At 43.5% G+C, this 25,129-nt stretch carries 24 protein-coding genes; 16 read left to right on the top strand and 8 right to left on the bottom strand.

The genetic code is table 11. The features are described from left to right. Positions 1 to 118: 118 nt before the first annotated feature. Positions 119 to 1,321, top strand: coding sequence for a serine/threonine transporter SstT (gene sstT, locus Q6344_00285; protein ID WLG13833.1), 1,203 nt, complete (start codon positions 119 to 121; stop codon positions 1,319 to 1,321). Positions 1,322 to 1,412: 91 nt separating this feature from the next. Here sstT and Q6344_00280 read toward each other — a convergent pair whose 3' ends face one another. After that, the gene (locus Q6344_00280) at positions 1,413 to 1,736 is read right to left on the bottom strand and encodes a chaperone modulator CbpM (GenBank protein ID WLG13832.1); all 324 of its coding nucleotides are present in this window, start codon (positions 1,734 to 1,736) and stop codon (positions 1,413 to 1,415) included. 92 nt (positions 1,737 to 1,828) lie between these two features. Beyond that, positions 1,829 to 2,812: a DnaJ C-terminal domain-containing protein gene (locus Q6344_00275; protein ID WLG13831.1), complete on the bottom strand. Its 984-nt coding sequence runs from the start codon at positions 2,810 to 2,812 to the stop codon at positions 1,829 to 1,831. 572 nt (positions 2,813 to 3,384) lie between these two features. On the opposite strand from Q6344_00275, the gene Q6344_00270 reads away from it, so the two are divergent. Next, entirely contained in the window at positions 3,385 to 3,747 is a 363-nt protein-coding gene (locus Q6344_00270) for a septal ring lytic transglycosylase RlpA family protein (protein ID WLG13830.1), read from the top strand. Positions 3,748 to 3,865: 118 nt separating this feature from the next. Here Q6344_00270 and Q6344_00265 read toward each other — a convergent pair whose 3' ends face one another. Further along, on the bottom strand, positions 3,866 to 5,887 hold the full coding sequence (locus Q6344_00265) for an ATP-binding cassette domain-containing protein (protein WLG13829.1): 2,022 nt from the start codon (positions 5,885 to 5,887) through the stop codon (positions 3,866 to 3,868). A gap of 467 nt (positions 5,888 to 6,354) precedes the next feature. Here Q6344_00265 and erpA point away from each other — a divergent pair, with 467 nt between their 5' ends. The 8 genes from erpA (at position 6,355) to Q6344_00225 (ending at position 15,162) form a co-directional block, all read left to right on the top strand. Next, positions 6,355 to 6,735 (top strand): iron-sulfur cluster insertion protein ErpA, encoded by a 381-nt coding sequence (gene erpA, locus Q6344_00260; GenBank protein WLG13828.1) that lies wholly within the window; start codon positions 6,355 to 6,357, stop codon positions 6,733 to 6,735. A 349-nt stretch (positions 6,736 to 7,084) separates the two neighbouring features. Next, the gene (gene gshA, locus Q6344_00255) at positions 7,085 to 8,659 is read left to right on the top strand and encodes a glutamate--cysteine ligase (protein WLG13827.1); all 1,575 of its coding nucleotides are present in this window, start codon (positions 7,085 to 7,087) and stop codon (positions 8,657 to 8,659) included. A gap of 83 nt (positions 8,660 to 8,742) precedes the next feature. Further along, positions 8,743 to 9,270, top strand: coding sequence for a disulfide bond formation protein B (locus tag Q6344_00250; protein WLG13826.1), 528 nt, complete (start codon positions 8,743 to 8,745; stop codon positions 9,268 to 9,270). A gap of 488 nt (positions 9,271 to 9,758) precedes the next feature. Beyond that, positions 9,759 to 10,397, top strand: a complete 639-nt coding sequence (locus tag Q6344_00245; GenBank protein WLG13825.1) for a copper resistance protein NlpE N-terminal domain-containing protein — start codon at positions 9,759 to 9,761, stop codon at positions 10,395 to 10,397. Between the two features lie 426 nt (positions 10,398 to 10,823). After that, positions 10,824 to 12,329, top strand: coding sequence for a UDP-N-acetylmuramate:L-alanyl-gamma-D-glutamyl-meso-diaminopimelate ligase (mpl, locus tag Q6344_00240; protein ID WLG13824.1), 1,506 nt, complete (start codon positions 10,824 to 10,826; stop codon positions 12,327 to 12,329). A gap of 369 nt (positions 12,330 to 12,698) precedes the next feature. After that, positions 12,699 to 12,953: a GlsB/YeaQ/YmgE family stress response membrane protein gene (locus Q6344_00235; protein ID WLG13823.1), complete on the top strand. Its 255-nt coding sequence runs from the start codon at positions 12,699 to 12,701 to the stop codon at positions 12,951 to 12,953. A 314-nt stretch (positions 12,954 to 13,267) separates the two neighbouring features. Further along, positions 13,268 to 13,822 carry a peptide deformylase gene (gene def / locus Q6344_00230; GenBank protein WLG13822.1) on the top strand — a complete coding sequence of 185 codons (555 nt, stop codon included), beginning with the start codon at positions 13,268 to 13,270 and terminating at the stop codon, positions 13,820 to 13,822. Positions 13,823 to 13,986: 164 nt separating this feature from the next. Next, entirely contained in the window at positions 13,987 to 15,162 is a 1,176-nt protein-coding gene (locus Q6344_00225) for a type III PLP-dependent enzyme (protein WLG15230.1), read from the top strand. A 94-nt stretch (positions 15,163 to 15,256) separates the two neighbouring features. Here the strand turns inward: Q6344_00225 and Q6344_00220 are convergent, their stop codons facing one another. From Q6344_00220 to dnaJ, 3 genes are all read right to left on the bottom strand, one after another. Further along, entirely contained in the window at positions 15,257 to 16,210 is a 954-nt protein-coding gene (locus Q6344_00220; GenBank protein WLG13821.1) for a hypothetical protein, read from the bottom strand. A gap of 111 nt (positions 16,211 to 16,321) precedes the next feature. Further along, a complete protein-coding gene (gene dapB / locus Q6344_00215) occupies positions 16,322 to 17,170 on the bottom strand; it encodes a 4-hydroxy-tetrahydrodipicolinate reductase (GenBank protein ID WLG13820.1) in 849 nt (282 codons plus the stop codon). Between the two features lie 182 nt (positions 17,171 to 17,352). Next, positions 17,353 to 18,489 (bottom strand): molecular chaperone DnaJ, encoded by a 1,137-nt coding sequence (gene dnaJ, locus Q6344_00210; protein ID WLG13819.1) that lies wholly within the window; start codon positions 18,487 to 18,489, stop codon positions 17,353 to 17,355. Positions 18,490 to 18,931: 442 nt separating this feature from the next. Between dnaJ and Q6344_00205 the strand changes: the two genes are divergently transcribed. Next, a complete protein-coding gene (locus Q6344_00205) occupies positions 18,932 to 19,585 on the top strand; it encodes a DUF2939 domain-containing protein (protein WLG13818.1) in 654 nt (217 codons plus the stop codon). 138 nt (positions 19,586 to 19,723) lie between these two features. Here the strand turns inward: Q6344_00205 and Q6344_00200 are convergent, their stop codons facing one another. Continuing rightward, entirely contained in the window at positions 19,724 to 20,788 is a 1,065-nt protein-coding gene (locus Q6344_00200; GenBank protein ID WLG13817.1) for a thioredoxin fold domain-containing protein, read from the bottom strand. Between the two features lie 348 nt (positions 20,789 to 21,136). On the opposite strand from Q6344_00200, the gene Q6344_00195 reads away from it, so the two are divergent. Continuing rightward, positions 21,137 to 21,268, top strand: coding sequence for a hypothetical protein (locus Q6344_00195; protein WLG13816.1), 132 nt, complete (start codon positions 21,137 to 21,139; stop codon positions 21,266 to 21,268). Here Q6344_00195 and Q6344_00190 read toward each other — a convergent pair. After that, positions 21,258 to 21,962: a pseudouridine synthase gene (locus tag Q6344_00190; GenBank protein WLG13815.1), complete on the bottom strand. Its 705-nt coding sequence runs from the start codon at positions 21,960 to 21,962 to the stop codon at positions 21,258 to 21,260. The genes Q6344_00195 and Q6344_00190 overlap by 11 nt on opposite strands. A gap of 196 nt (positions 21,963 to 22,158) precedes the next feature. Between Q6344_00190 and Q6344_00185 the strand changes: the two genes are divergently transcribed. From Q6344_00185 to Q6344_00170, 4 genes are all read left to right on the top strand, one after another. Further along, positions 22,159 to 22,761, top strand: coding sequence for a YigZ family protein (locus Q6344_00185; protein WLG13814.1), 603 nt, complete (start codon positions 22,159 to 22,161; stop codon positions 22,759 to 22,761). Positions 22,762 to 22,882: 121 nt separating this feature from the next. Beyond that, entirely contained in the window at positions 22,883 to 23,962 is a 1,080-nt protein-coding gene (locus Q6344_00180) for an alpha/beta hydrolase (protein WLG13813.1), read from the top strand. A 44-nt stretch (positions 23,963 to 24,006) separates the two neighbouring features. Further along, positions 24,007 to 24,549, top strand: a complete 543-nt coding sequence (locus Q6344_00175) for an acyl-CoA thioesterase (protein ID WLG13812.1) — start codon at positions 24,007 to 24,009, stop codon at positions 24,547 to 24,549. Between the two features lie 183 nt (positions 24,550 to 24,732). After that, the gene (locus tag Q6344_00170; protein WLG13811.1) at positions 24,733 to 25,110 is read left to right on the top strand and encodes a DsrE family protein; all 378 of its coding nucleotides are present in this window, start codon (positions 24,733 to 24,735) and stop codon (positions 25,108 to 25,110) included. Positions 25,111 to 25,129: the final 19 nt, after the last annotated feature.

Here is a 25,129-nt window from a genome sequence, read left to right as displayed (position 1 = left end):
TTTACCCATTTTTATTCTGTTTTACGAATCTTACCTGTATATGAGTATGAGACTAGTAAAGCAAAAAACATAAAATGGCTTGTTCTCTTTCATTATTCATTAGATTGTCGGGGTAAGGATGTATTCATTTTTTGCGATGTATAAGCGCATTGGTCTAGTACCACTTATTATTATCGGTTTGATAGCGGGAGTATTGATAGGTTGGTTGGCACCAGATATCGGTATTGCCTTAGGATTATTGGGTACCTTATTTGTAGGAGCACTAAAAGCCGTTGCACCGATACTGGTATTTGTGTTGGTCATGGCGGCCATTAGCCAACATCGCAGCGGTAATGAAGTTTACGTCAAGCCTGTGCTTATCATGTATATGTTTGGCACTTTTTTAGCCGCACTGACTGCTGTCGGTGCGAGCTTTTTATTTCCAACAGAACTGGTATTGGTCAACGCCACAATTGAGCAAGTCCCACCAGCCAACCTCAAAGAAGTACTGACCAATCTACTACTAAATCTGGTCGCAAACCCAGTTAATGCCATCGCTGAAGCCAACTATATTGGTATTTTAGCGTGGGCAATTATCATCGGTTTCGCACTGCGCCAAGCCAGTGATACCACACGCGCTGTGGTCGGTGATTTTTCTGACGCCATCTCCCAAGTGGTGAAGTGGGTCATTGCCCTAGCACCTTTTGGTATCTTGGGTTTGGTCGCCAACACCGTCGCTGAGACAGGCTTTGCGGCTTTGGCAGGTTATGCGCGTATCTTGATGGTACTGGTTGGTTGTATGCTATTTATCGCTTTGATTGCTAACCCTATTATTGTACTGATCAAAACCGGCAAAAACCCTTATCCGCTAGTATTCAAATGCTTGCGTGAGTCAGGGATTACCGCATTCTTTACGCGTAGCTCGGCTGCCAACATTCCCGTCAATATGAACCTTGCCCGCAAATTGGGTCTACACGAAGATACTTATTCGGTGACGATTCCACTAGGTGCGACCATTAATATGGCCGGCGCGGCGATTACGATTAACGTCTTAACGCTTGCAGCCGCGCATACACTCGGTATTGAAGTGACCTTTGCCTCAGCACTGCTACTCAGTTTGGTTGCAACCATTAGTGCCTGCGGTGCCTCTGGTGTCGCTGGTGGTTCATTACTTTTAATTCCATTGGCAGCGAGCTTATTTAGCATTCCAAACGATATCGCCATGCAAGTGGTTGCGATTGGCTTTATCATTGGTGTGATACAGGATTCAGCAGAAACGGCGTTGAACTCTTCAACGGATGTACTGTTTACCGCAGCAGCTGATCCAAAATATGCGCGTTAAACGCTAAATATATTATTTGCAAAAAAAGGGTCTCATTTTAGAGACCCTTTTTTTGTGCTGATTTTTTATGTACTGACTAAAGGGGAAAAAATTATTTTAAAGGATCGATTTCAATTTCAATCACTGGTGTCTGCATGTCTAATTGGCGTTTAAATTGGCGTAATTGTTCGAGCTCATCCAATAACTCAAGTATCAAGCCAATCGCAGGAACACTGGCTTCAAAGTCGCGGCTAAGGCGCGAGGCGCGGCGCACTGTCGTCAGCTGATAACCAGTGAACTGCTCACGTTCCGGCACATCATATTCGATGATGTCCTCTTCAATCAATTCGATGACCCATTGGCGCTCTTGGCCACAGGCAGATACCAGCTCATCCAAGCTCATGATAATGTCGGTAAATTCAGGCGAGTGTTTCATAGCTATTATCCTCGTTTGCTCTTTATTTCATCGTTATCGTATGGTCTTCATCTCTATTACAGTGTTTCAATGTGAGTAATTTTTGGCGGCCATTAACGACTAATATTGATATCGGCAAAGGCTTGTTTTAGTTGCTCATAAGCTTGGGTCGCAGCCTCAGTGCTGATATCAGGGTTCACGATGTTTAAGGTTAGATACAAATCACCCGCTTGCTTAGCAGGGATACCTTTACCTTTTAGGCGTAAATTGCTGCCAGACTTACTGTTCTTAGGCACAGTCACAGCAAGCGTACCAGCTGGTGTACTGACGTTGATTTTTTCACCCAACGCCGCTTCCCATGGCGCTATATTGACGGTTTGATAAACATCAGCGCCTTCGATACGGATATTGTCTGCATGACGGATTTTTACTTTTAAAAATAAATCGCCGTTTTTACCGCCACCAATACCAGCGGCACCTTGCCCTGCTAGGCGAATTTGCTTGCCATCAGTAATGCCTTTAGGGATTTTAATTTTCAGCGTTTTGTTGTCATACTCGACACTGCCATTCGGTTGACGAATAGGGACATTCAACTTAATGCTGTAGTCATCGCCGTTATAAACGGACGCCAAATCAACCGTAATCTCTGCATGTTGATCTTGACCTTTGCTATCTTGCGAGCCAAAACCACCACGCTGTGATTGTCCACCCGCTGAACCACGTGCACCGCGACCAAATGCCGAAAAGATATCATCGAAGCGGAAGCCACCATCGCCATAAGCTTCACCTTCACCGAACTGATCTTTGATATCTTCCCAGCGATAGCCGCCTTGCCCGCCACTTGCAGATTGACCACCAAAACCACCACTTTGACCAGCAAAGGGATTGTCTAGCATGGCGTCATATTCGGCACGCTTTTCTTTATCTCTAATGGTTTCGTAAGCATTATTAATCTCAGCAATCTTATTATCTGCATCTGGATCATCGCTCACATCAGGGTGATATTGACGGACAAGCTTACGGTATCTTTTTTTAATATCTGCAGCTGACGCGTCTTTTTTGACCCCTAAAATGTCATAGTAATTTTTCTCTGCCATGTTTTTGTCCTCAACATAAAAGCATGTTAATGATACTGGTATGCCCATTTTAAACGATATGGTACGGAAATTTATTCAACTGCGACATAACAGGTGGTAACGATAGTCTATCTAATAATGATAGTAATATAAAAATTCAATACCGTTATACAAATATTACCAGTAATAGTGCTGAACAACAGCAGTGTTTAGGTTGTTTGAGGCACTTAATACATTGTTATTCACTTGTGCCACGGTAGTGATGTGTTTCTCTATGATTCTGACATTATTATTCTTTGAGAACCACAGACGTCATATCAATTTAACACTCGCCCTAATGAAAAAATAGAGAGTCAAGCCAAAAACCCCATTAACAATGTAAATCATTATTTAAAACAATTACATATAAATCACTGGTATTTAGTAGCTAGCGTGCAGAAATGAGCGTTTTGACCTTGGTAGTTCTTTTACAGAACCGTAAGAATATGACAAAGTATGTGTTGTAAAATGAATATAATATTTGTACTCATAGGGAGTATGAATAACATAGGCAAGTATATCTGTCTATTTTATAAATTGCTTAAAGGTATTAAATGTCTTATTTAATCAAGTCTTTGGTTATCACATTATCACTATTGCTGAGTACCACCGTTTTTGCTGGAAACACCAGTTATTACGGTAGTCAGTTCCACGGTAAACGCACTGCTAGTGGTAGTATCTTCAACATGAACTCTTTGACCGCTGCGCATCGCACGTTGCCGTTTGGTACGAAGGTACAAGTGACCAACAAGAAGACAAAGCAGAGTGTAATCGTAAAAATTACCGATAGAGGCCCTTTCATTCGGGGTCGTATTTTGGATTTATCGAAAGCCGCTGCTGGTCAAATAAACTGTCAGTTATGTACGACCACAATGGAAATACTGTCTTATGGTGATGGTAAATACCGTAAGGAATAACGTAATAAAAAAGGGAGAGCCAGCGCTCTCCCTTTTTTTTGACTGTCTTTATCAAGTGAAAATAGCTTAAAAAACAATCAAAACCTGTTATTTACTATTTACTATAGCGAACAGCTCTCTACTCAAAACCCACTTCCATTTCTTCTAATGTCGTCATCAAAAGCAATAGTTTTTCTTCATTGTCACTGTGCTGCTGCTGCAATGCCGTTTGCTCGTTAAGTAATAACAGCAAATCAGACTTGCGACCTTCTTCATATAAATCCGTATCAGCCAGTTTTTCTTCAAGCGTCACGAGCTGTCCATCAATTTTAGCCAATGCTTTTTCTATCTCTTCTATCTCACGGCGAATAGGCGCGGTGAGTTTGCGTTGTTCAGCCGCCAATTTGCGCTGCGCATCTTTACTAAGCGTAGGCGTCGTCGCTTTACTTTTTGATGAATTATCAGGTGCTTTATTATTCACTTGACCATTATCTGTTTCACGTGAAACGAATTTCTTACTCTCTTTTTTACTTTTCTTCTTACTGGTACTTTTATCTGATGAGTTCTCTTGTTTACGCTTCTCTGCCAACCACTTACCGTAGTCGCTGATGTCACCATCGAACTCCTCGATTTGACCATCATGTACCAAAAACAGCTCATCACAGACGTTGGCAATCAACTCACGATCATGCGAAACCAGTACCACTGCCCCCTCAAATCCTTGCAAGGCGATGGTCAACGCTTGGCGCATTTGTAAGTCCAAATGGTTGGTCGGCTCATCGAGTACCAGAACGTTGGGACGTTGCCAAACAATCAATGCCAGCGTCAAACGCGCACGCTCGCCCCCAGAGAATAGCTCACTCGGCGTATCAATACGCTCACCGCGGAAGTCAAAACTGCCTAAAAATGAGCGTAGCATCGCATCAGAGGTTTTACCGGCTAGACGACGCAACATCTCTATCGGCGTGGCTTTGGCATCCAAGATATCCATTTGATGCTGGTTGAAGTAGCCTAATTTTAGGGTATCCGAAACACGATACGTCCCTGTTAATACGCCAAGCTCGCCGACCAGTGCTTTAATCAGTGTTGATTTACCTGCGCCATTCATACCTAGCAAGCCAAGACGCGTATCCGGCGTTACTTGCACATTGGCATTATATAGAAGTGGCGTATCGCTATAGCCAATATCCGCTTTGGTCAGCTCAATCAGTGGTGAGCTCATATTTGCTGGCTCATAAAAGCGGAAAGAGAACGGGTTGTCCGCCATCATCGGTGACAGCTCAGCCATGCGCTCAAGCTGCTTGATACGGCTTTGTGCTTGCTTAGCTTTACTGGCTTTAGCACGGAAACGACGAATAAAGTCATCCAAGTGTGCTTTAGTCGCTTCTTGTTTTTCAAACGCTTGCTGCTGCTGCGCCATACGCTCGTGACGGGTGCGGATAAATTGCTGATAGTTACCGGTATAAAGGGTGATTTTTTGTTGTTCGACATGCAAGATATGACCAACCGTGGCATCTAAAAAGGCTTGGTCATGCGAGATGACGATAACCAGACCAGTATAGGCATTGATCCAAGTCTCAAGCCACAAAATCGCATCCAAATCCAAATGGTTGGTCGGCTCATCGAGTAACATTAAGTCCGCACGGCTCATCAAGGTTTTGGCAAGGTTTAGACGCATGCGCCAACCACCCGAAAACCCTTCTACGGGCAATTCATGCTGGCTGGTATTAAAACCAAGACCTGCCATAATTTGTGCCGCTTTAGTCGGCGTACGATAGCCATCAATTTCATCAAACTGCTGATGCAATATCCCGATCTGCTCATCACTGACGCTACTCAAATCATTCAAAGAAGCATTAATCTCATACCACTGCTCATCACCGCTCAATACATAATCGATTGCAGACTGCGTCGTAGCGCCGACTTCCTGAGCCATGTGTGCCACATGCCAGCTATCAGGAATACTGACTTCACCTCTATCAAGCGTGACCTCGGTATCTCCTCTGCCCATTCGCGTCAACAATAAGGCAAATAAGGTGGATTTGCCGGTGCCGTTGTTGCCCGTCAAGCCAACTTTGTGGCCCGGATGTAGCTGGAAGCTTGCCCCTGCAAACAACTCACGACCATCACGGCGAACACCAACGTCTTTAAATTCGATCATATAATCTCTTCAACTCAACAGTAATATAAAATATAAGGCAATAAAAAACACACATCTGGCATGTTAACTGGCGGCTATTATTTCAAACGCTTGCCTCATAGGCAAACGATTAAATAACTATTTCAAAACCAAGTGTTTATTCGCACAAAAAGTCTTTCTCTTAGCATGAGTTTATGGGGATAATAACTGCTAGTATCAATCAGCCACCTTCAGCCAGTAGCGTCACGCTTGACAAACGAATCAATACCCCCATTATGATATACTGCGATGAGATAAGTGCCCGTTATCAACCAAATCGTTGTAATGACACAGATATCATATTTATAATGCGCCATTAGTCATACCAATAGCAGCGCCATAATAACAGCACCCAATTGAATCAAACGCCGTGCGTATCTTTATTTGCAACTATTTCATTGCAAACCCTAACTGGACGACCGCATTTGATCCTAGCAACTGAGGTAGATATGAACGAATCAGCCAACCAATTTAATCCAAGCGCCAGCCAGCCAGTAGACCCAACTGTTTTAAGCTTAACCGATAGCGCCGCACAAAAGGTGCGACGTCTACGTGAAGAAGAAGGCGACAGCGATCTGATGTTGCGTGTCTATGTGACGGGCGGCGGCTGCTCAGGTTTTTCTTACGGCTTTAACTTCGCCAATGAGCTGAATGAAGACGATGCCAATTTTGACAATGACGATGTAACCTTGGTCGTCGATTCACTAAGCTATCAGTATTTACAAGGCTCTACCGTTGACTATACTGAAGGGTTAGAGGGCGCACGCTTTATCGTCACCAATCCAAATGCCACCACCACGTGTGGCTGTGGCTCATCCTTCTCTATTTAAGTTGGCGAGACGCATGACTTTTGATCAAGATACCTTCCTCGTTAGTCAACGCTATCATAAACCGCTTAACGTCGTACTTTTGAAGCATCTATCTCGTAGGTAGATGCTTCTTGTTTTATGCGTTTTTTAGAAAACAGTAACGCGCTGTTCATAAAATTTTTTATTGAAATACCTATTAAAATCAAGATGAATGAGCGCCTGTAAAGCTTATCGTATTTGTAATTGTCCGTGGTTTTCAGGGCAGCTTTGAGCTAAACTGACGGCATTCTTAATCCAATATTTACCTTCATTATGGTCAAACGCCAGTCGTGTTTTGTGCCGCCATAATAAATAACAATAGATGACTATTATGAGTAATTTTGCGAGTAGCTTTGTGAATTTTGACATTCCTAATTGGTTTGATAGCAAGCATTTAACGGGCATGCTCCGCGGTATCGAAAAAGAAGGGCTGCGCGTAAGACCCGATGGCTACTTGGCTCAGACACCGCATCCAGCCAAACTTGGCTCAAAGCTCACCCATCCGTTTATCACAACTGATTATTCAGAAAGCCTACTTGAGCTAATTACTGACCCCAAAACCTCACCAAAAGAGACGCTAAACATGCTGCGTCAGTTGCATGTATTGGTCCATCAAGCCATGCCTGAGGGTGAGCTGATGTGGCCGCTGTCTATGCCTTGTATGCTGTCATCGAATGATGAAGACATCCCACTGGCTGATTATGGCAGCTCTAATACAGGTAAGCTCAAGACGCTATACCGTAGCGGGCTTGGTATCCGCTATGGTCGGCGCATGCAAACGATTGCAGGTTTACATTATAACTTGTCTTTTGGTGATGGATTATTTGAAGTCTGGCAAGCTGAAATACCTGCTGCACAAGTGCAAACGCTGACAGAATTTAAAAACGAAAAGTACTTAGGGCTTATCCGTAACTTTAAGCGTCTGACCAGTTTGGTATTGTATTTACTGGGTGCTAGCCCTAGCGTTTGTCCTTGTTTCTTAGCTGGTCGCGAGCATGATTTAGAGCTACTAAACGACTCAACCTACTATAAGCCTGCTGCCACCAGCCTACGTATGGGCAAGCTTGGTTATACCAATAGTGTACAAGAACAGCTCGATATTCGTTATAACTATCTGCCAGAGTATGTCGATGGACTGCGCCGCGCGATTCAGACTCCGCACGAAAGCTTTGCCAAGCTTGGCTTGGATGATGCCGATGGCAACCCTATCCAAATCAACAATCATATTTTACAAATAGAAAATGAATACTATAGCCCTATTCGTCCCAAACAAATCGCGATGAGCGGCGAGACACCGACCGAAGCATTAGAGCGCCGTGGTATCGCTTATGTCGAGTTCCGTGCAATCGATCTAGATCCTTATAGCGATGTCGGTATTCGTCTATCTAGCGCCTGTTTCTTAGAGGTCATGGCGCTGTACTGTCTGCTGAGCGACTCACCTGATCTATTACCTGAGGAAGAAGAGACCTTAGCCATCAATCTTGAGCGCGTGGTAAACGAAGGTCGCCGCGAAGGCTTACACATTATAAACAACGGCGAAGAGCAACTGCTTGAGAGCTGGATGCTGGTGCATTTAGAACGTATGCAACCACTTGCCGCGCTACTTGATGCGCATTATGGCGGCAACGATTACCGTGCAGCAGTCGCGTTAATGCAAGGCAAAGCAGGACATTCTGAATCGACTATTTCAGCACAAGTAAACTCTGATAGTCAGCGTTTAGGCAGCTTATGGCAGCTTGGCTTTACCTTGGCGCAGCAGCATCGTGAGTCTTTATTACAGCAAACGCTTAGCCCAAACACCCAAGCCAAATATGAAGTGTTGGCAGAAAAATCGATATTACAGCAAGCTGAGATTGAAAAAGCCGAAACTGAAGATTTTATGGAATTTTTACAGCAATATCGCTAAGCTTTGATTGCTGAGTTTTGATTGCTAAATTCTGACCGCCACTTAATGTGTATAGATGACTACTTTATAAGAGTAACTGCCCGATGCTAAAGCTGACCACTTACCGCAATTTGCAAATATTTTTGGTGATAATAGCCGTAATAGGTATGAGTTTTGCGCTGTTTTTTTTACAGCGCTATATGGGGTTTTCGCCTTGCCCACTGTGTATTTTTCAGCGTATTGGCCTCATAATCATGGGCAGTTTTGCTTTGATAGCGGCATTATTCAACCCTAAATCTAAGGCAGTTAGACTGGTATTGTGGCTTGGTAGCTTAGCAGGTATCGGTTGGGCGACCGCCGTGGCTGGACGTCATGTTTGGCTACAGCATCTACCTGCCGACCAAGTACCTTCTTGTGGTCCAGGGCTGGATTATTGGTTAGATACGCTACCGATTTTGCAAGTATTTAAAGAAGTTTTTGCAGGTTCTGGCGAATGTGCCTCTGTTGAGTGGACATTTATGGGTCTGAGTATTCCTGAACAATCTTTGATTCTATTTAGTCTGCTATTAGTGGTACACGGGTTGATATTATGGCGCATTTTACGACCTGTTGCCCCTAGCCGCCTTGCTTGATAGCGAATTAGCCCCTACGTTGCTTTTTGCTATATCCTTCGTTTTTGCTATATCCATTTTTCCAAACGAACAGGTGTATTTATTACTAAACGTCTGTTCGTTCACGAGCCACTATTAAATATCTCCGATAATTTTGGTTCGTCATATCTATCAATGTTAAACCATTATTCTTAGCTCATGGCTAAACCTATCATAACAAAAAGGCCACAGAGATATCTTTAACCTTTGATATCTTGACACAGTTTATTTGCTTTTGATGGGTAAAATAGCGTTTTAAATATCCATCACTGTTGACTGATTGGCGATAGGCTACCGATAGCTTCTTCTCGCCGCCTAGCCTCAGATGGCACTTGTAGTCTCGTAGTCTTCTACTCTAATTTAAACATTTATACTTCCTATTATCTTTCCTTTTTGACAACGTATTGAGTTGTCGATAGTGTCGATAATCATTTGGAATGACTATTAAAAAACTGTTTTTTGGTGTGACCATGATATATTTTTTGCCTACTTGTTCTAACACGCTGACTATTCTCAAACGCGGTGGTCGTTGTTTGCTAGCGCTGCCCCTCTGTGTGCTGCTCATCGGCTGTGATAGTACCTCGTCTAGCGGCGATAAAGGTATGACGACTAAGGTCGCCCCTATCGATCATGTAGAAGAGAACAGCGCACAAGCTAGCGCAGAGAACTTGTCAGAGACCAATCTATTAAATGCGGGTAGTGAGCTAGATAAAGTGTCAGAAGGACAATCGCTGATTGCGGCTGCCCAATCGAGTAACGGTGCACATCCCCATCAATCGCTGACACGCTCAGAGCCGGGTAATGGCACATTACAAGCCACGTTAATGGGCGATTATGGTGGCATGGTACCCTGTAAATCTTGTGATAGCACTGATATTACATTGAATTTGTTCGCTGATGGTTCGGTGCTAAAAACCAGTATAGATAACAATCCCGAAATGCCGAATGCACCCCTGTTTGAGCCTGGTGTTTATCGTCAAGACAATGATATGATTACGATTGTCTATGAAGACAAAAACATTGAAGCGTATCATATTCAAGACAATCATCTTGTCTTAATGGATGAACATAAAAAACCTAACAATGACTATACCCTGTCGCGCAAATAATAAAATAGCGGCATAAACATTTAGAGGCTCTAAATTTTAGGTGCTCTGAATATAGTGATGCTCAATGAGCCAAACCATCCTTTTAATAACGCCTACTTGTTGGGCGTTTTTTATTGGTCATCATGCGGTGTTTACTTTACAATAAGTGCTTGTTTTCGACGCTGCTATTTGGCGATCCTATGCTGTTTTTGTGACAGAATATAGAGTCGAAGCAATATAAAGTAGAGATAAGGCAAGCTGGCGTCAATAGTACGTTTGGTACATGAAGCACGGTTAACGCCGTCACCATTTATGATATTTTAATTATAGCCAAGACTGATGATCATTAGGTTGAGCGTATCCTAGAATACACCACGGTTAATATCGGTAACTTTTGGGATAATGCTCCATTTTTATTCTTTTAATTTAAGCTCGTACGGAACGTCTATGCATATTCATATTCTTGGTATTTGTGGTACTTTTATGGGCTCACTGGCATTGCTAGCGCGCGAGCTTGGACATACGGTCACGGGCTCAGATGCCAACGTTTATCCGCCGATGTCCACCCAACTGGAAAACGCGGGCGTGACCATTGAGCAAGGCTATCTGGTAGAGCATTTACAACCAGCACCAGATTTAGTCGTCGTTGGTAATGCCATGAAGCGCGGTATGGATGTCATCGAATATATGCTGGACACAGGTCTACGCTATACATCAGGACCACAGTTTTTATCTGAGCAGGTATTACAATCGCGTCATGTGATAGCCGTTGCCGGTACTCACGGTAAAACCACGACGACGACCATGCTCGCTTGGATATTGCACTATGCGGGTATCGACACTGGGTTTTTAATCGGCGGTGTGCCACTTGTTAATACCACTGATGAGCATTTACAGCACGTCTTCGCTCACAGCAGTTATTTGGGTGCGGACAAAATTGATAATGACGATTCGGTAAATACTGGCTATTTCGTTATCGAAGCGGATGAATATGATTCTGCATTTTTTGATAAGCGCTCAAAGTTCGTTCATTACCGTCCGCGTACGGCTATTTTAAATAACCTAGAATTTGATCATGCGGATATTTTTGCGGATCTTGAGGCCATTCAGACCCAATTCCATCATATGGTGCGCATGATTCCAAGTACGGGCAAAATCATTATGCCCACAGCGACTGCCAGCTTAGAGGAGACGTTAGCGAAAGGGGTTTGGACACCCGTTTGGCGGACCGCAGTACTGGGCTCAGCGCCACATACCACCCATACTATCGATGAGCACTCAAAAGATAGTAGTGATTGGCAAGCTGAACTTATCAGCGAAGATGGTGGTCAATTTGCGGTTAGTTTTGCGGCTGATATTGCTGATGAAGAAGCCACGGGAGTCGTCGACTGGTCGATGAGCGGCATTCATAATGTGAATAATGCCTTGGTTGCTGTCGCAGCGGCTTATAACATCGGCGTCAGTGTTAAAACTGCGTGCGCGGCGTTATCAGCATTTGCTGGTATCAAGCGTCGTATGGAGCTGATTGGCGATGTCAATGATATCTTAGTCTTTGATGATTTTGCCCATCATCCTACAGCCATTACTACTACTTTAGATGGTGCCAAGAAGAAGCTGGCGGACAGACGCATTTGGGCGATTATTGAACCACGTAGTAACACCATGAAAATGGGCATTCATCAAGACAGCTTGGCTGAGTCTGCTGCTCTCGCCGATCATACCTTATGGTATGAACCGACAGGACTGGAGTGGGGTTTAAAAGAAGTCATTGAAAATGCCAATAGCGCAAATCCTAACATGGGTCATCAACAAGTACTCTCTAGTATCGATGCCATCATCAAGCATATCGACATGCACGCAAAAGCGGGTGACGCCATTGTGATTATGTCGAATGGCGGTTTTGAAGGTATTCATCAACGCTTATTAACTGCGCTACGTAATAAAGCCACTTAATAAAGCTACGCAACAAATAATCTAGCTGGTCTAGTTCTGATGTCAAATAAGAGCGTTGCTTATTATAAATGAGCAACGTTTTTTTATGATTAACTTTTTCTGATTATTTGCGATTACTATAGAAAGTATCAGTATTAGGGAGCGTCGATATCTAAAAATGCCTTAATATATAAATGGCGTTTTCGACTTCACTACCTTTGTAACCTTTCATTTACCTATTCTACCTGCATATTAGCAAATCTACGATTTTCCTCACATAGCTCATACACTGGTAACATTTCGCGCTTACCTTTACGTCTATACAGTGCTTACAATGAGCTTATCAAAATTGATTAACTATTATAAATGATAATAAATTAGGAGAATAATATGAGCTTTATTTGGATGATTATTGTAGGTCTGGTTGCAGGTTTATTGGCACGAGCTATCAAGCCAGGTAGCGACCCGATGGGCTGGATAATGACCATTGTATTGGGTATCGTCGGTGCTTTATTAGGTGGCTTCTTAGCTGGTCTTATCGGTATCAATGCTGATGGCGGATTTACTGGTTTGATATTCTCAGTAATCGGTGCGATCATCCTGTTATTTATCTATGAGATGATTATGAGCAAACGTGGCGTATAACTTTGCACTTTTGCTCAGATGTTTTGGTTGCATCAAGTGACTTTAATGACTTAGAAGTGACTTGATTTACTAAACTCAATTTACTAAAAAGCAACTCTACTTATGCAAGTCAGATTATATCTAATCTAGCTTATATAAATCAAAAAGCCTTGCGAATTGCAGGGCTTTTTTATGCCTATAATAAAAGCGACCTCCCTCGTTTTTTACAATGATAAAAAGCAATAATTGTGCGAAAGTATTGATAAGCATTACTTTTGTCCCCATTTATCCTATAATACCAACCCTATTTTATCCCTATCATTGAGGTGAGCGTTATGGCTTTACTCCCTATTTTAAATTACCCAGACCCGCGCCTGCGTACTATTGCTACGCCTGTTAAGGAAGTGACTGCTGAAATCAAAACCTTAATCGCTGATATGATTGAGACGATGTATGAGGCACAAGGTATCGGTTTGGCGGCAAGCCAAGTGGATCGCCATATTCAGCTCATCGTTATGGATCTGTCTGAAGATAAAAATAGCCCTAGAGTTTTTATCAACCCAAAGGTGACACCATTGGTAGAAGAGAAACAGCCCTATGAAGAAGGTTGTTTGTCTGTACCTGAAGTCTATGACAGTGTCGAGCGCCCAAACAAAGTGCGCATTGAAGCCTTAGATGAGAATGGTCAAAAAATCGACGAAGAAGTCGAAGGCTTACTCGCGGTATGTATCCAACATGAAATGGATCATTTAAATGGGGTCATATTCGTCGATTATTTATCACGTCTCAAGCAAACTCGTGCTCGCGATAAAGTGCGTAAAATCGTTAAAATACGCGAAAAGCAAGGTGAACAAATAGCGGATAAACAGCCGCAGCCCAGCCATTCTTAGTCCATTCATCATCTAAGCTATTTTTACGTCATTTAATCAGCATGGACGCAAGGTTTCATTACCTGTGAGATGCGTGATGACACTAATGTGAGATGACAATGACGTGATGCGAGCATTTACTCTTTAACACCTACTGTCTTTATTAAAGGTTTCCTACCATGACCATGATCAAAATTGACCAATATTTTGACCCTGCCGGCTGGCAGAAATTCACTCAAGCTGCTGAAGGTCGCGAGACGCCATTTCTGGTCGTGGACCTTAGCCGTATCAAAACCAAATATCATGAAATGGTTGGGTTTTTTCCCAAAGCAAAAATCCATTATGCAATGAAGGCCAGTCCTGCTGTTGAAGTGATTAACTTGCTTGCTGATCTTGGTTCGAACTTTGATTGTGCCTCCATCTATGAGCTTGATCGCGTACTAGACTGCGGCGTTGAGCCATCGCGTATCTCTTATGGCAATACCATCAAGAAAGCGGAGCATGTCAAATACGCCTTTGAAAAAGGTATTGACTTGTATGCGACCGACTCAGAAGCGGATCTCAAAAATATTGCCAAGCACGCCCCTGGTTCAAAAATCTTTGTGCGTATCTTAGTACAAGGCTCTGAGACCGCTGAATGGCCGTTGTCTCGTAAGTTTGGTTGTCATCCCAATATGGCGATTGAGCTGTTGATTCAAGCTCGTGACTTGGGCCTAGTACCTTATGGCATCTCATTCCACGTCGGCAGTCAGCAAAAAGACGTTGCCGCTTGGGATGATGCGCTAGCCAAGGTCAAATACATGTTTGACTGGATGAAAAACGAAGAAAATATTAAGCTACAAATGATTAATTTGGGTGGCGGTTTTCCAGCCAACTATATCAGTGAAGTGAACCCTATAAAAGTCTACGCTGAAGAGATCACTCGTTATTTGACAGACGACTATAGTGAAGAGGACATGCCTGAGATTATCCTTGAGCCAGGTCGTTCATTGGTTGGCGGCTCAGGTGTATTGGTCAGTGACGTGGTGCTTATCTCGCGTAAGTCGCACACGGATTTAACGCGTTGGGTGTATACCGATGTGGGCTTATTCCAAGGCTTAATCGAGACTTTGGGTGAAGCCATCAAGTATCCGGTTTATACGCCTAAGATGGAAACGTCAACCAGCAAAGGCACTGTGGTACTGGCAGGTCCTACTTGTGATTCGACCGATATCATGTATGAAGAAGCGGGCTATCAATTGCCAGAAGAGCTGGAGATTGGTGATAAAATCTTTTGGTTGACCACGGGTGCTTATACTAACTCGTATTCATCTATTGAGTTCAATGGTTTTCCACCGTTAGAAGTGATCTACGTTGACTAATCTGCAATAAATTATTATCGATAAAAAGGCGCGATAATGCTCATCACAGTATCGCGCCTTTTTTATGCCAAAAATAATATGAGTGAATGCAAGACTACTGCACCATTATCCAAATTGGTGTGTTTTTAGTACTATCAATGGCACGATTGCTACCATCACTTGCGCGTTGATTTTGGCTACTTTGAGAGATTTGTCCGATAGTTACCCATTGACCACGTGGGATAATAATGGTCGTGTCTAATCGTTGACCTTGAATGGCATGATTACTATTTTTCTGAGAAGTTGAATAGGAGCGTGCGAGTTTTTCTTCAACTTGTGACAATGTTACTTCGACTTGACCAGTCGGTAATAATCTTGGCGTAACCGTGATGCCTTGCGTCGTTGGTAGCAATACCTGCTGCTGAATGACAATCTGTACTGAGGGACTTTTATAATTTTTATAACTATTTACATCGTAGGTTTGATTCAGCGCATAAAGCGTCCCTGTACTGATGCTGGCGGCACTACCTGACAAGGTTTGTACTTGGTATAAATTATTTGTTTGCTGTTGGCTATTGCTCTGATGAATAATCCCTGACCCTTGAATACCACGATTGCTAATAATGATCTGCCCTTGCTGAATATTACCTTGGACGCTGCTATTGTTGCCAACACGCACAGCGACCGTCAATGCCTGTGGCTCACCGTCAATCTGAGTCAATAACTGCTGTACCGCCTGATAGTTAGCGGCTGTCGTATGCAACACTAACTTGTCTTGATAGGTAGTAACTGTACCGCCGTCACGACTATTATTTAGTTGCTGACGAACAGCAGGTAATAATGCATCACCGCCATAGGTATCAATGACGTAGGTTTGAAAAGTAGCTGCTTGTGCGACTATTGGCACTACCGTCAAACTTAGGGCAAATGCTATTTGGCTACCGTAAAGCGTAATTTTTCTAGGTTTGAGTGTCTTGACGCTGTTGGCAGCTTTGATACTTCTGGCACCCCTGACAACAGCCACAGTGCGACTAAAACTCGCTATTAGATTCTTGCTAAACTTATCCATGCTTGACTCCTAACCGTCATTCCACTTTATCAATAAGCCATCCTCAGCAACCATAAAGCAGCAAACGGCAAGCAATAAACTCTAATCACTCAAACCTTACTTGCTCAAAAACTAATCATTCAAACCCAAGACATCCTGCATATTATATTGTCCAACTTCTTGTTTGATAACCCAAGTCGCGGCACGTACAGCACCCGCAGCAAAAGTCATACGCGCGCGGGCACGATGGGTAATTTCAACCACCTCACCATCGGCAATAAACATCACGGTATGATCGCCAATGATTTCACCGCCGCGAATGGCATGAATACCAATAGTACCTGCTTTGCGTTCGCCCGTTTGTCCTTCGCGGCCATAAACAGCGACGTCTTTTAGATTCTGTCCACGAGCTTCTGCGACGGCTTCTGCCATCATATATGCTGTGCCTGATGGCGCATCAATTTTATGCTTATGGTGCGCTTCAATGACTTCTACATCGGCATCCTCACCAAATGCCTTCGCTGCCATGTTGAGCAATTTCAATGATAGATTAACACCTGTTGAATAGTTACCAGCATAGACAATCGCAATTTTCTCACTGGCTTTTGCCAACACTTGCTCTTGCTGCTCATTGAATCCTGTCGTCCCAATAACCATCGCGACATTGTTTGCCGCGCAAATCTGCATATTTTGTTCAGTGGCATCAGGCAAGCTAAAGTCAATTAGTACATCGATGTCATTAATGACAACTTTTAAATCATCGACAATCTGTACCTCTAAGCGACCGATAGCGGCGACTTCGCCAGCATCTGCACCAACAAGGCTTGAACCTTGACGTTCTATCGCGGCATTTAATATCGTTTGCGAGTTGTCTTTTACCGCTTCTATTAGCATACGCCCCATACGACCACCAGCACCAATAACCCCGACTTTGATGGCTTGTTTATTTGTATTTTCTTGCGCTGTTATCTGTTGGCTCATATTTTTACCCTAAAAGCTCTATATTAATAAGAAAGGTTTTAAATGTTATGATGCTAAGTTTAGCAAATATCACCACCTGAATGGTTTTTTATAGCGTCAATAAAAACCCCCAGTGTTTCATGTGAAACACTGGGGGTTATGTATCTAATCATTTAACCAAACGGGTGATTAAAACAACTCAGTTAATCAAATAAGTCGCCAATCTTTTTAAAGAATGACTTCTTATGTGGCGACTGCTGATGCTTGCTATCACCGTCGAGCGTATCTTGGAACTGGCGCAACAGGTCTTTTTGCTCGCGAGTTAAGTTCACTGGGGTTTCGATAACCACACGGCAAATCAAATCACCTTTCATGGTGGTACGTACTGGTGTCACGCCTTTGCCGCGTACACGTAGCAACTTACCACTTTGCGTGCCTTCTGCAACCTTGATTTTTACTTTACCATCTAGGGTTGGAATTTCGACCTCTTTACCCAGTGCTGCATCAGTGATGCTAACGGGTACGTCCATATAGAGATCAGCGCCTTGACGAGTAAAGACATTATGCTGTTTTACGCGTACTTCAACGTATAAGTCGCCGTTTTGGACGCCCGCACCGCCCGCTTCACCTTCGCCTGCTAGACGGACGCGATCACCATCATCAACACCCGCTGGGATAGACACTTCTAGCGTACGTGATTTGTCTTTAACGCCATTACCGTGACAGTCAGAGCATGGGTTTTTGATTTGCTTACCAGTGCCGCCGCAATGTGGGCAAGCCTGCTGCACGGCAAAAAATCCTTGCTGCATACGCACTTGACCTTGTCCATGACAGGTCTGACAAGTCACGATATCAGAGGCATTTTTTGCCCCTTTACCATCGCACGTGTCGCAAGGCGCAGGCGCAGTGAAACTGATTTCTTTTTTACAGCCACGTACCGCTTCTTCTAGCGTCAGCTCAATCACATAGCGCAAATCTGAGCCACGGCGCGAACGTCCACCGCCGCCGCCACGCTGCTGACCGAAGATGTCACCAAAATTACCGAAAATATCACCGAAGATATCTTGGAAGTTGCCACCACCTGCACCGCCAAAGCCGCCGCCACCCATACCATTTTCGAAGGCTGAATGACCCATGCGATCGTAAGCAGAGCGCTTTTCTTCGCTGCTTAGTACTTCGTAAGCCATCGATGCTTCTTTGAATTTATCCTCAGCATCTGGATCATCAGAGTTACGGTCAGGGTGATATTTCATAGCCAGCTTGCGGTAAGCTCGCTTAATTTCTTTGCTTTCAGCGGTCTTGCTCACACCTAATACTTCATAAAAATCGCGCTTACTCATGGGCTCTCCTATCGTCTTTACAGTCCACCGGACAGTCGATTCAGTAGTTCTAGTCAACCACCATCTTAATAAGACTCACTATGGCACTCAAAGGTTTCACATGAAACATCATAAATAGTGAGAGAAAAGAGGTGATACTGCTATGAATCTTACAAGCGAATACGGCGGGATGCTGCTTAGCCAAATCAATTATTAAAAGTTTGCGCTATTTATGGAGATGCTATGGTGATTTATCAAGCGCTTAGGCAGGGAAAGTATCCACTATAGTGCGCTTGGCCATACAAAAAGGTTTTATTAAGGAATGAACAAAGGTTTTCATACCTTAAAAAGACTCAGCCATGCTAATATTTATCGTTATATTTTTGGGGTTTTAGATTTATACTTACCAGTATTAAATCTGCCCATCATTACGTTTTTGTTTTGAGATAAGGGTTTGATTTTTATGAAGAAGCTGATTATTTTATTAATCGTCATTGCCGTCGCTGTCTATGCAGGCTCGCCCTATTACAGCGCTTATCAGCTTAAAAATGCCTACGATGCCAAAGACGGCGCGACCATCGCCGCAGCGATCGACTATGAGCAAGTGCGACCTAGCATCCAAAACCAACTCACCAGTCAGTTTACGGCGACTATGGCCAATTATCCATTGGTCGCTGAGTTGGGCGGCGAGCCATTGACCCAAGCCGCTAATAGTTTTATCACGCAGGCGGTAGATGGTGCTATCACGCCACAAAATATCGAAAAAGTCATCAATACCCAAGGTCAGGCCAATACCGCGACCAAAGAGCTGGCCGCTGCATGGGCAATCGCCAGTAATCAGGTCGATCTCAAAAATTTGATTCAAAATCTTATCATCCAGCGTGGTGATGTGGATGCAGTGGTCAAAAGCCAAATGCAGCAAATCATGGAAAAACAAGCCGCTGAACTGGAGCAACAGGTAGCGCAAGGGTCGGACAGTGACAAGCCAAAATTAAGCTATTGCGGTATTAATTGCTTCACTATTAGCGGTCAGGTGAAAGGTTATCCGCTCACCATCGAGATGCAGCGTAACGGCTTAATTGATTGGAAAATCGTTGATATCGTGTTGCCACAATAGACTTGCTATCCTTAACGGTTATAGGTAATAAAAAAACCGCCACATAGATTACTTATGTGGCGGTTTTTTTATCAATATTAAGGAATATCATCTCTTAACACATTTTTTATTCATAACTTTATTAAACATCTGTGTGAGCTACTGTACGCCCAAAAATTCTAAAAACTCAGGACTCTCAAAGCTCGCTTGAAACAACACGCCATCTTCACGGTAAATAGCAGGCGTTGCCATCACCGCAAGCCCTGCTGCTTTTTCACGATTGGGCGTCACATGATCGGCTTTACAACTTGCTGGTGCCGGTGTCATCTCACCCTGTAACATTGCTTTATCAAAAGCTTTACGACGGCTGTCCTCGTCACCTTGGCACCAAATGCCACGCATTTGCTCAGGGGACTGCTCGTATATCGGATAACCAATGGTTTTGACCGTCACACCTTTGGCATTAAGCATTGGCAGCTGTTGATGCAAGCGGCGGCAGTAAGGACAGTTGACATCATTGGCCACATAAATAACCGCTCTCTCAGGGTCTGTCGCTGGATAATTAATCAGCTGGCTTTCATCTAAAGTCGCAAACACAGACTGATTTTTACGCTTTTCAAACTGCTCATCGAGTCCGATGAATTGACCGTTTTCGATGACAGATATCTCGCCATCAGTAATATATTGTGCATCATCCGATAGTAAAAAAGGCACGCCTTCTAATGTCGCACCCCAAATCACACCTGGCACTGCGGTATAAAAGAACGGCGTCTTAGTGCTCATATTTTTCAGCGCATCCATATTTGCCAATATATCAGCTTTGACACTCGCACTGACAGGTTTGCCTGCCTGCGCACTGGTGCTACGCGCTGGCGTCTTGGTGACCACACGCTTGCTTGGATTCTTTTGTAGCTCGCCTTGAATGACATATTTGCCATCTTCAGTGATATGCAAAGGCAACTGCCCCGCCAAATTGACTTGATACATATTGGGTAAGTTGGACGGCACAATAGAGCTAATTTGTGTTTTGATCCCTGCCTGAGTGAGCAATTGGCGCAAGCGACTGTCAACAGACTTGCTAACAGTGCCAGCGGCTTTTGTATTTTGCGTACTTTTGCTTACTTTTTGGTTAGTAGCGGCAGTATCACTAGACTGGGCACAGGCAGTGGTTGCCAATAACATGGCACCAATTAAACTGGCAGATTTTAATAGAGATGATTTCACAGAGACAGTCCTATGTGGTTTTAACAAAAACAGCTTTTAATAACAGCGCGTTTCAGTAACAACGATTTTTAATAATCTTTAATTTTAACAACACTCAATCTTAAGAATAGTCACTTCTAATAATGCTCGTTTCTAACAAGATCGGTTTCTAATAATGCTCGCTTCTAACAATAGCCACCTTTAATAAAGATAACGATATTATGTAAAAAAATAGATTAAAAAAAAGATAGGCAGACTTTAGCACAAGGAATACTTTTGCAAAGGTTTAACGGCTCAATTTTGCAAAACTGCTACTGAGCTTTAAGAGATAGGCAACACGGTGTGCACGCGAGACATAACAGGGTGAAAGTGATAGTTAAAACCTATAGTGAAAAACGATGGTCAAAAATTACGGTCAAAAAAAGCAGCACACGTGAAGTGGCTGCTGATGGTAAAGAAGTGCTTGCGATTTCATTTCAAGATGAAAAACTTAGAACTTAGCGACTTCTTCAGGTGTTAAAAAGCGACTGTCGCCTTTCTCTAATCCTTCCAAAGTAATATGACCGACACTGGCGCGATGCAGCTCAACCACTCGATTACCAAAGTAACCCATCATCCGTTTTACTTGATGATATTTACCTTGCTCAAGCGTCAAACGTGCATGCGTCTCATCAATAAATTCGAGAACCGCAGGTTTTGTTTCTTCGTGGTCGCCTTCTAAAAGAATGCCTTCAGCGACTTCTTTGACGGCATTGGCTTGCGCCGCTTCATCCATCGCATCTGCTAAAGTCAGCTCATAAATTTTGGCATGTTCATGTTTAGGACTGGTGACACGGTGCAACCATTTACCATCATCACTCATTAATAATGCGCCGGTGGTATCAACATCAAGGCGACCTGCAATGCGCAAGCTACCAAGCTCTGGCACCGCAATCAGCTCAGTGACAATTGGATGCTCTTTTACTTTCAGCGTACATTCAAAGCCTTCAGGCTTATGTAATAGAATATAACGACTGCCCGCAGCGACCGATAATGGCTCGCCTGCCCAAATCACGTCGTCATTGACCACATCGACGTGGACACCGGGGTCTTTGATGACCTGATCATTTACCGTCACTTCACCAGCGTGCAGAATTTTTTTGGATTCTTTACGCGACAGCTCAGTGGCTTTACTCAAAAATTTATCTAGACGCATATATTGCCTACCATTCGTTTGATGATACCTACTTTACCGTAGCAGCTAACGACACCAGCACTCGCACTGAGCTTGTCCGCTATCTTCATGGGTCAGAAGTGGTACTATAATAAAAAATTAAATGAACACTGCGCCCAATACGGACGACAGTGAAAGTTAGACAAGTTTACCATATCCAACCTAGACCTGATGAAATATGAGCTATCAAACGCTAAAACGTGTTGTCACTGCGCGCTTAGAAATTAAAAAATCCGAGTTTATTGCTTACGCTTATCCAGTCACTTCGCGTGAACAAGCAATGTTTCACGTGGAACAGCTGCGTCAACAATATGCTGATGCGCGCCACCACTGCTGGGCGTATATCATTGGCGATCCCAATAACACCACTAGTGCTGGTTTTGATGATGATGGCGAGCCAAATGGTACGGCAGGTCGCCCGATATTAAATGTGTTGCAACATAAAGCGATCGGTAACGTCATTATCATCGTCGTGCGTTATTTTGGTGGTATTAAACTGGGCGCAGGCGGACTAACCCGTGCTTATGCAGGCGCAGCACAAGCAGTCGTCGATGAGATGGATTTAAGCCCTTATGTGACAATGGTACAAGTGCAGATATTGGCAGAGTTTGCCACCGAAGCGCAATGCCGCTATGTGGTCGACAGTTTAAATGGCAGTATCGATGAAGTCGCTTATAGTAAACAAGTGACATTGACCGTGACGATTGCTGAGGCAGATATCGACCATTTAAAAGAACGTCTGGCGATGGATGGACGAGTATTAGATGAATCGAAAAAGTGAATGAGTAATCATGCGTTCACTGAGCATTCACTAAATCTTATTGGTTTTGATAACTGCCCTGGGTATGATAAGGCACTGATTGTTAAAGATGATTTTAACGCCCATTAAATAAGATACCTTTATGCCAACCTCAAATTCGCCAACTTCAAATTCGCCAACTTCAAAACCGAGCCAACATTTCTCTCCAGCGCCTTTTAAACCGCCCTTTTGGCTGACCAATCCGCACCTGCAAAGCATCTTGCCTAAGTTTTTTGCTCCTAAAGCGCCAACTTATAGACGCGTTATCAAACAAGACTCGCTTGCTGAAACAGATATCGCTTATGACTTTTATGATGCGCATTCTATCGCCACCGTAGAAAATGGCGAGCGTGAACAAACGCCATTAATCGTGCTATTCCACGGTATGGAAGGCAGTAGCGACAGCCATTATGCACGTGCTTTGGCGCATCAAATTCACGCTCAGGGCTGGCACTTTGTGGTGGCGCACTTCCGCAGTTGTGGCGGCATTCCTGCTAATGGTCGAGTTTTTTATAATGCGGGTGATACCGATGAGGTGCATCATGCGCTGCAAAATTTAAGTCAGCAGTACGCCAATATTTATGCGGTTGGGGTGTCACTAGGCGGTAACGCGTTAGCGAAATACATGGGAGAATATGGTGATAAAGCAATCTGCCAAGGCGTGGCTGTGATTTCTGCGCCAGTTGATATGTCCTCCGCTGCCCTTAGTATGCACAGTTTTTTGAGCCATCGAATTTACACCCCTTATTTGCTCAACCCGATTATCAAAAAAGCCTTAGCCAATGACATTAGCAAAGAGGAGATCGACTCGATCAAAGCGGTCAATCGCATCAGTGACTTTGACGATATCTTTACCGCGCCGCGTCACGGCTACCGCTCTAATAACCACTACTATCAAGCCTCATCAGCCCTGCCTTATTTAATAAAAGTAACGAAACCTTTATTGTTAATTAGTGCCAAAGACGACCCCTTCCTTGGTTTTACCGCCACGCCGAATGATGTGTCTAACAGTGTCACTATCTTAGACACTGAGCATGGCGGGCATGTGGGTTTTATTCGTTATCGCTCTGATAAAGACAAATCACATCATCTTTATAAAAAATCAAGATTTGATATCAACTGGATACCTGAAACTGTCAGTGCTTATTTTAATCATATCGGTGTAGCATCTAATAAGCCCTAAAATAAGAATACTCACCTTACCTTTTACTCTTTTGAGATTGCACTATGTATCCATTTATCCGTTATGCCAGCACCATCGCCCACGCCGCGCTACAAGTCAAAAAAGGCAATACCTTAACGTTTAAAGATACCAGCGAGATTAGCTTTCGCTGTCGTCTGACAGATATTGATAATTTCTTAGAGATGAATAATGGTCGCGTATTTACCCTTTTTGATATGGGTCGTACTGACTTCGCTGTGCGTAGCGGACTTGGACGTCAACTGCTCAAGCAGCGTTGGGGTTTGGTCGTCGCTGGCAGTACCATCCAATATCGCAAACGTATTCGCGCTTTTGATAAGGTCACTATGAAAACGCATATCGTCGGCTTTGATGAGCGTTGGATATATATTGAACAATCGATGTGGGTCAAAGGCAAGCCGTGCTCCTCTGCCCTACTTCGTACGGGTGTCACTGAAAAGGGTAAAGTAATAGCAACCGCGCGAGTATTAGAATCATTAGGTCAAGCAGACTGGGAATTACCACCCACAGGCTATGTGGCAGAATGGATCATCAGTGATGCCGATCGTCCGTGGCCGCCGCAAAGTTAGCATTTATTTTTTAACTTTATTCATAAGTCACAAACACCTATTCACAATCAGTTAACCTTATAACTACTATTTCCTAACAATACATTATATAAATACATATATTAAATGTTAGGATAGTAGTGAGCATCATACTCAGCTCAACTAAATACTATCTAATTAAAACAGTCTTATAAGGAGAATAATATGGCTAACACGACGGATTATGTCGGTACGTTATTTGATAATAGTGAATCAAATCCAAGCAAAATCACCTTAGCATTTACTATGGCAGGTGTCGCACTCAAAAAAGGTCATTCTGCCTCAGTGATATTGATGGTGGACGCGGTACATTTGGCATTGCCCAACACTTTAGATAACGTCAATATTGGCGCACCATTTGAACCTGCGGGCGAATTGTTAGAAGCCTTTATCGAAAAAGGTGGTAACGTATTGGTCTGCGGCGCTTGCATGAAACATAATGGTGTCGAAGAATCAGCCATCGATAAGCGCTTTGAAGTGATTAGCGGTGATGATGTGGTTGAGCTGCTAATGAATGCGAAAGGGTCGTTGCAGTTGAATTAATCGTTAAATTTAAGCTATA

Origin of the sequence: Psychrobacter cibarius (assembly GCA_030686115.1) — a bacterium.
Taxonomy (GTDB): domain Bacteria; phylum Pseudomonadota; class Gammaproteobacteria; order Pseudomonadales; family Moraxellaceae; genus Psychrobacter; species Psychrobacter cibarius_C.
The sequence above is the reverse complement of the archived record's forward strand: the minus strand, read 5'-3'. Positions and strand labels throughout refer to the sequence as shown.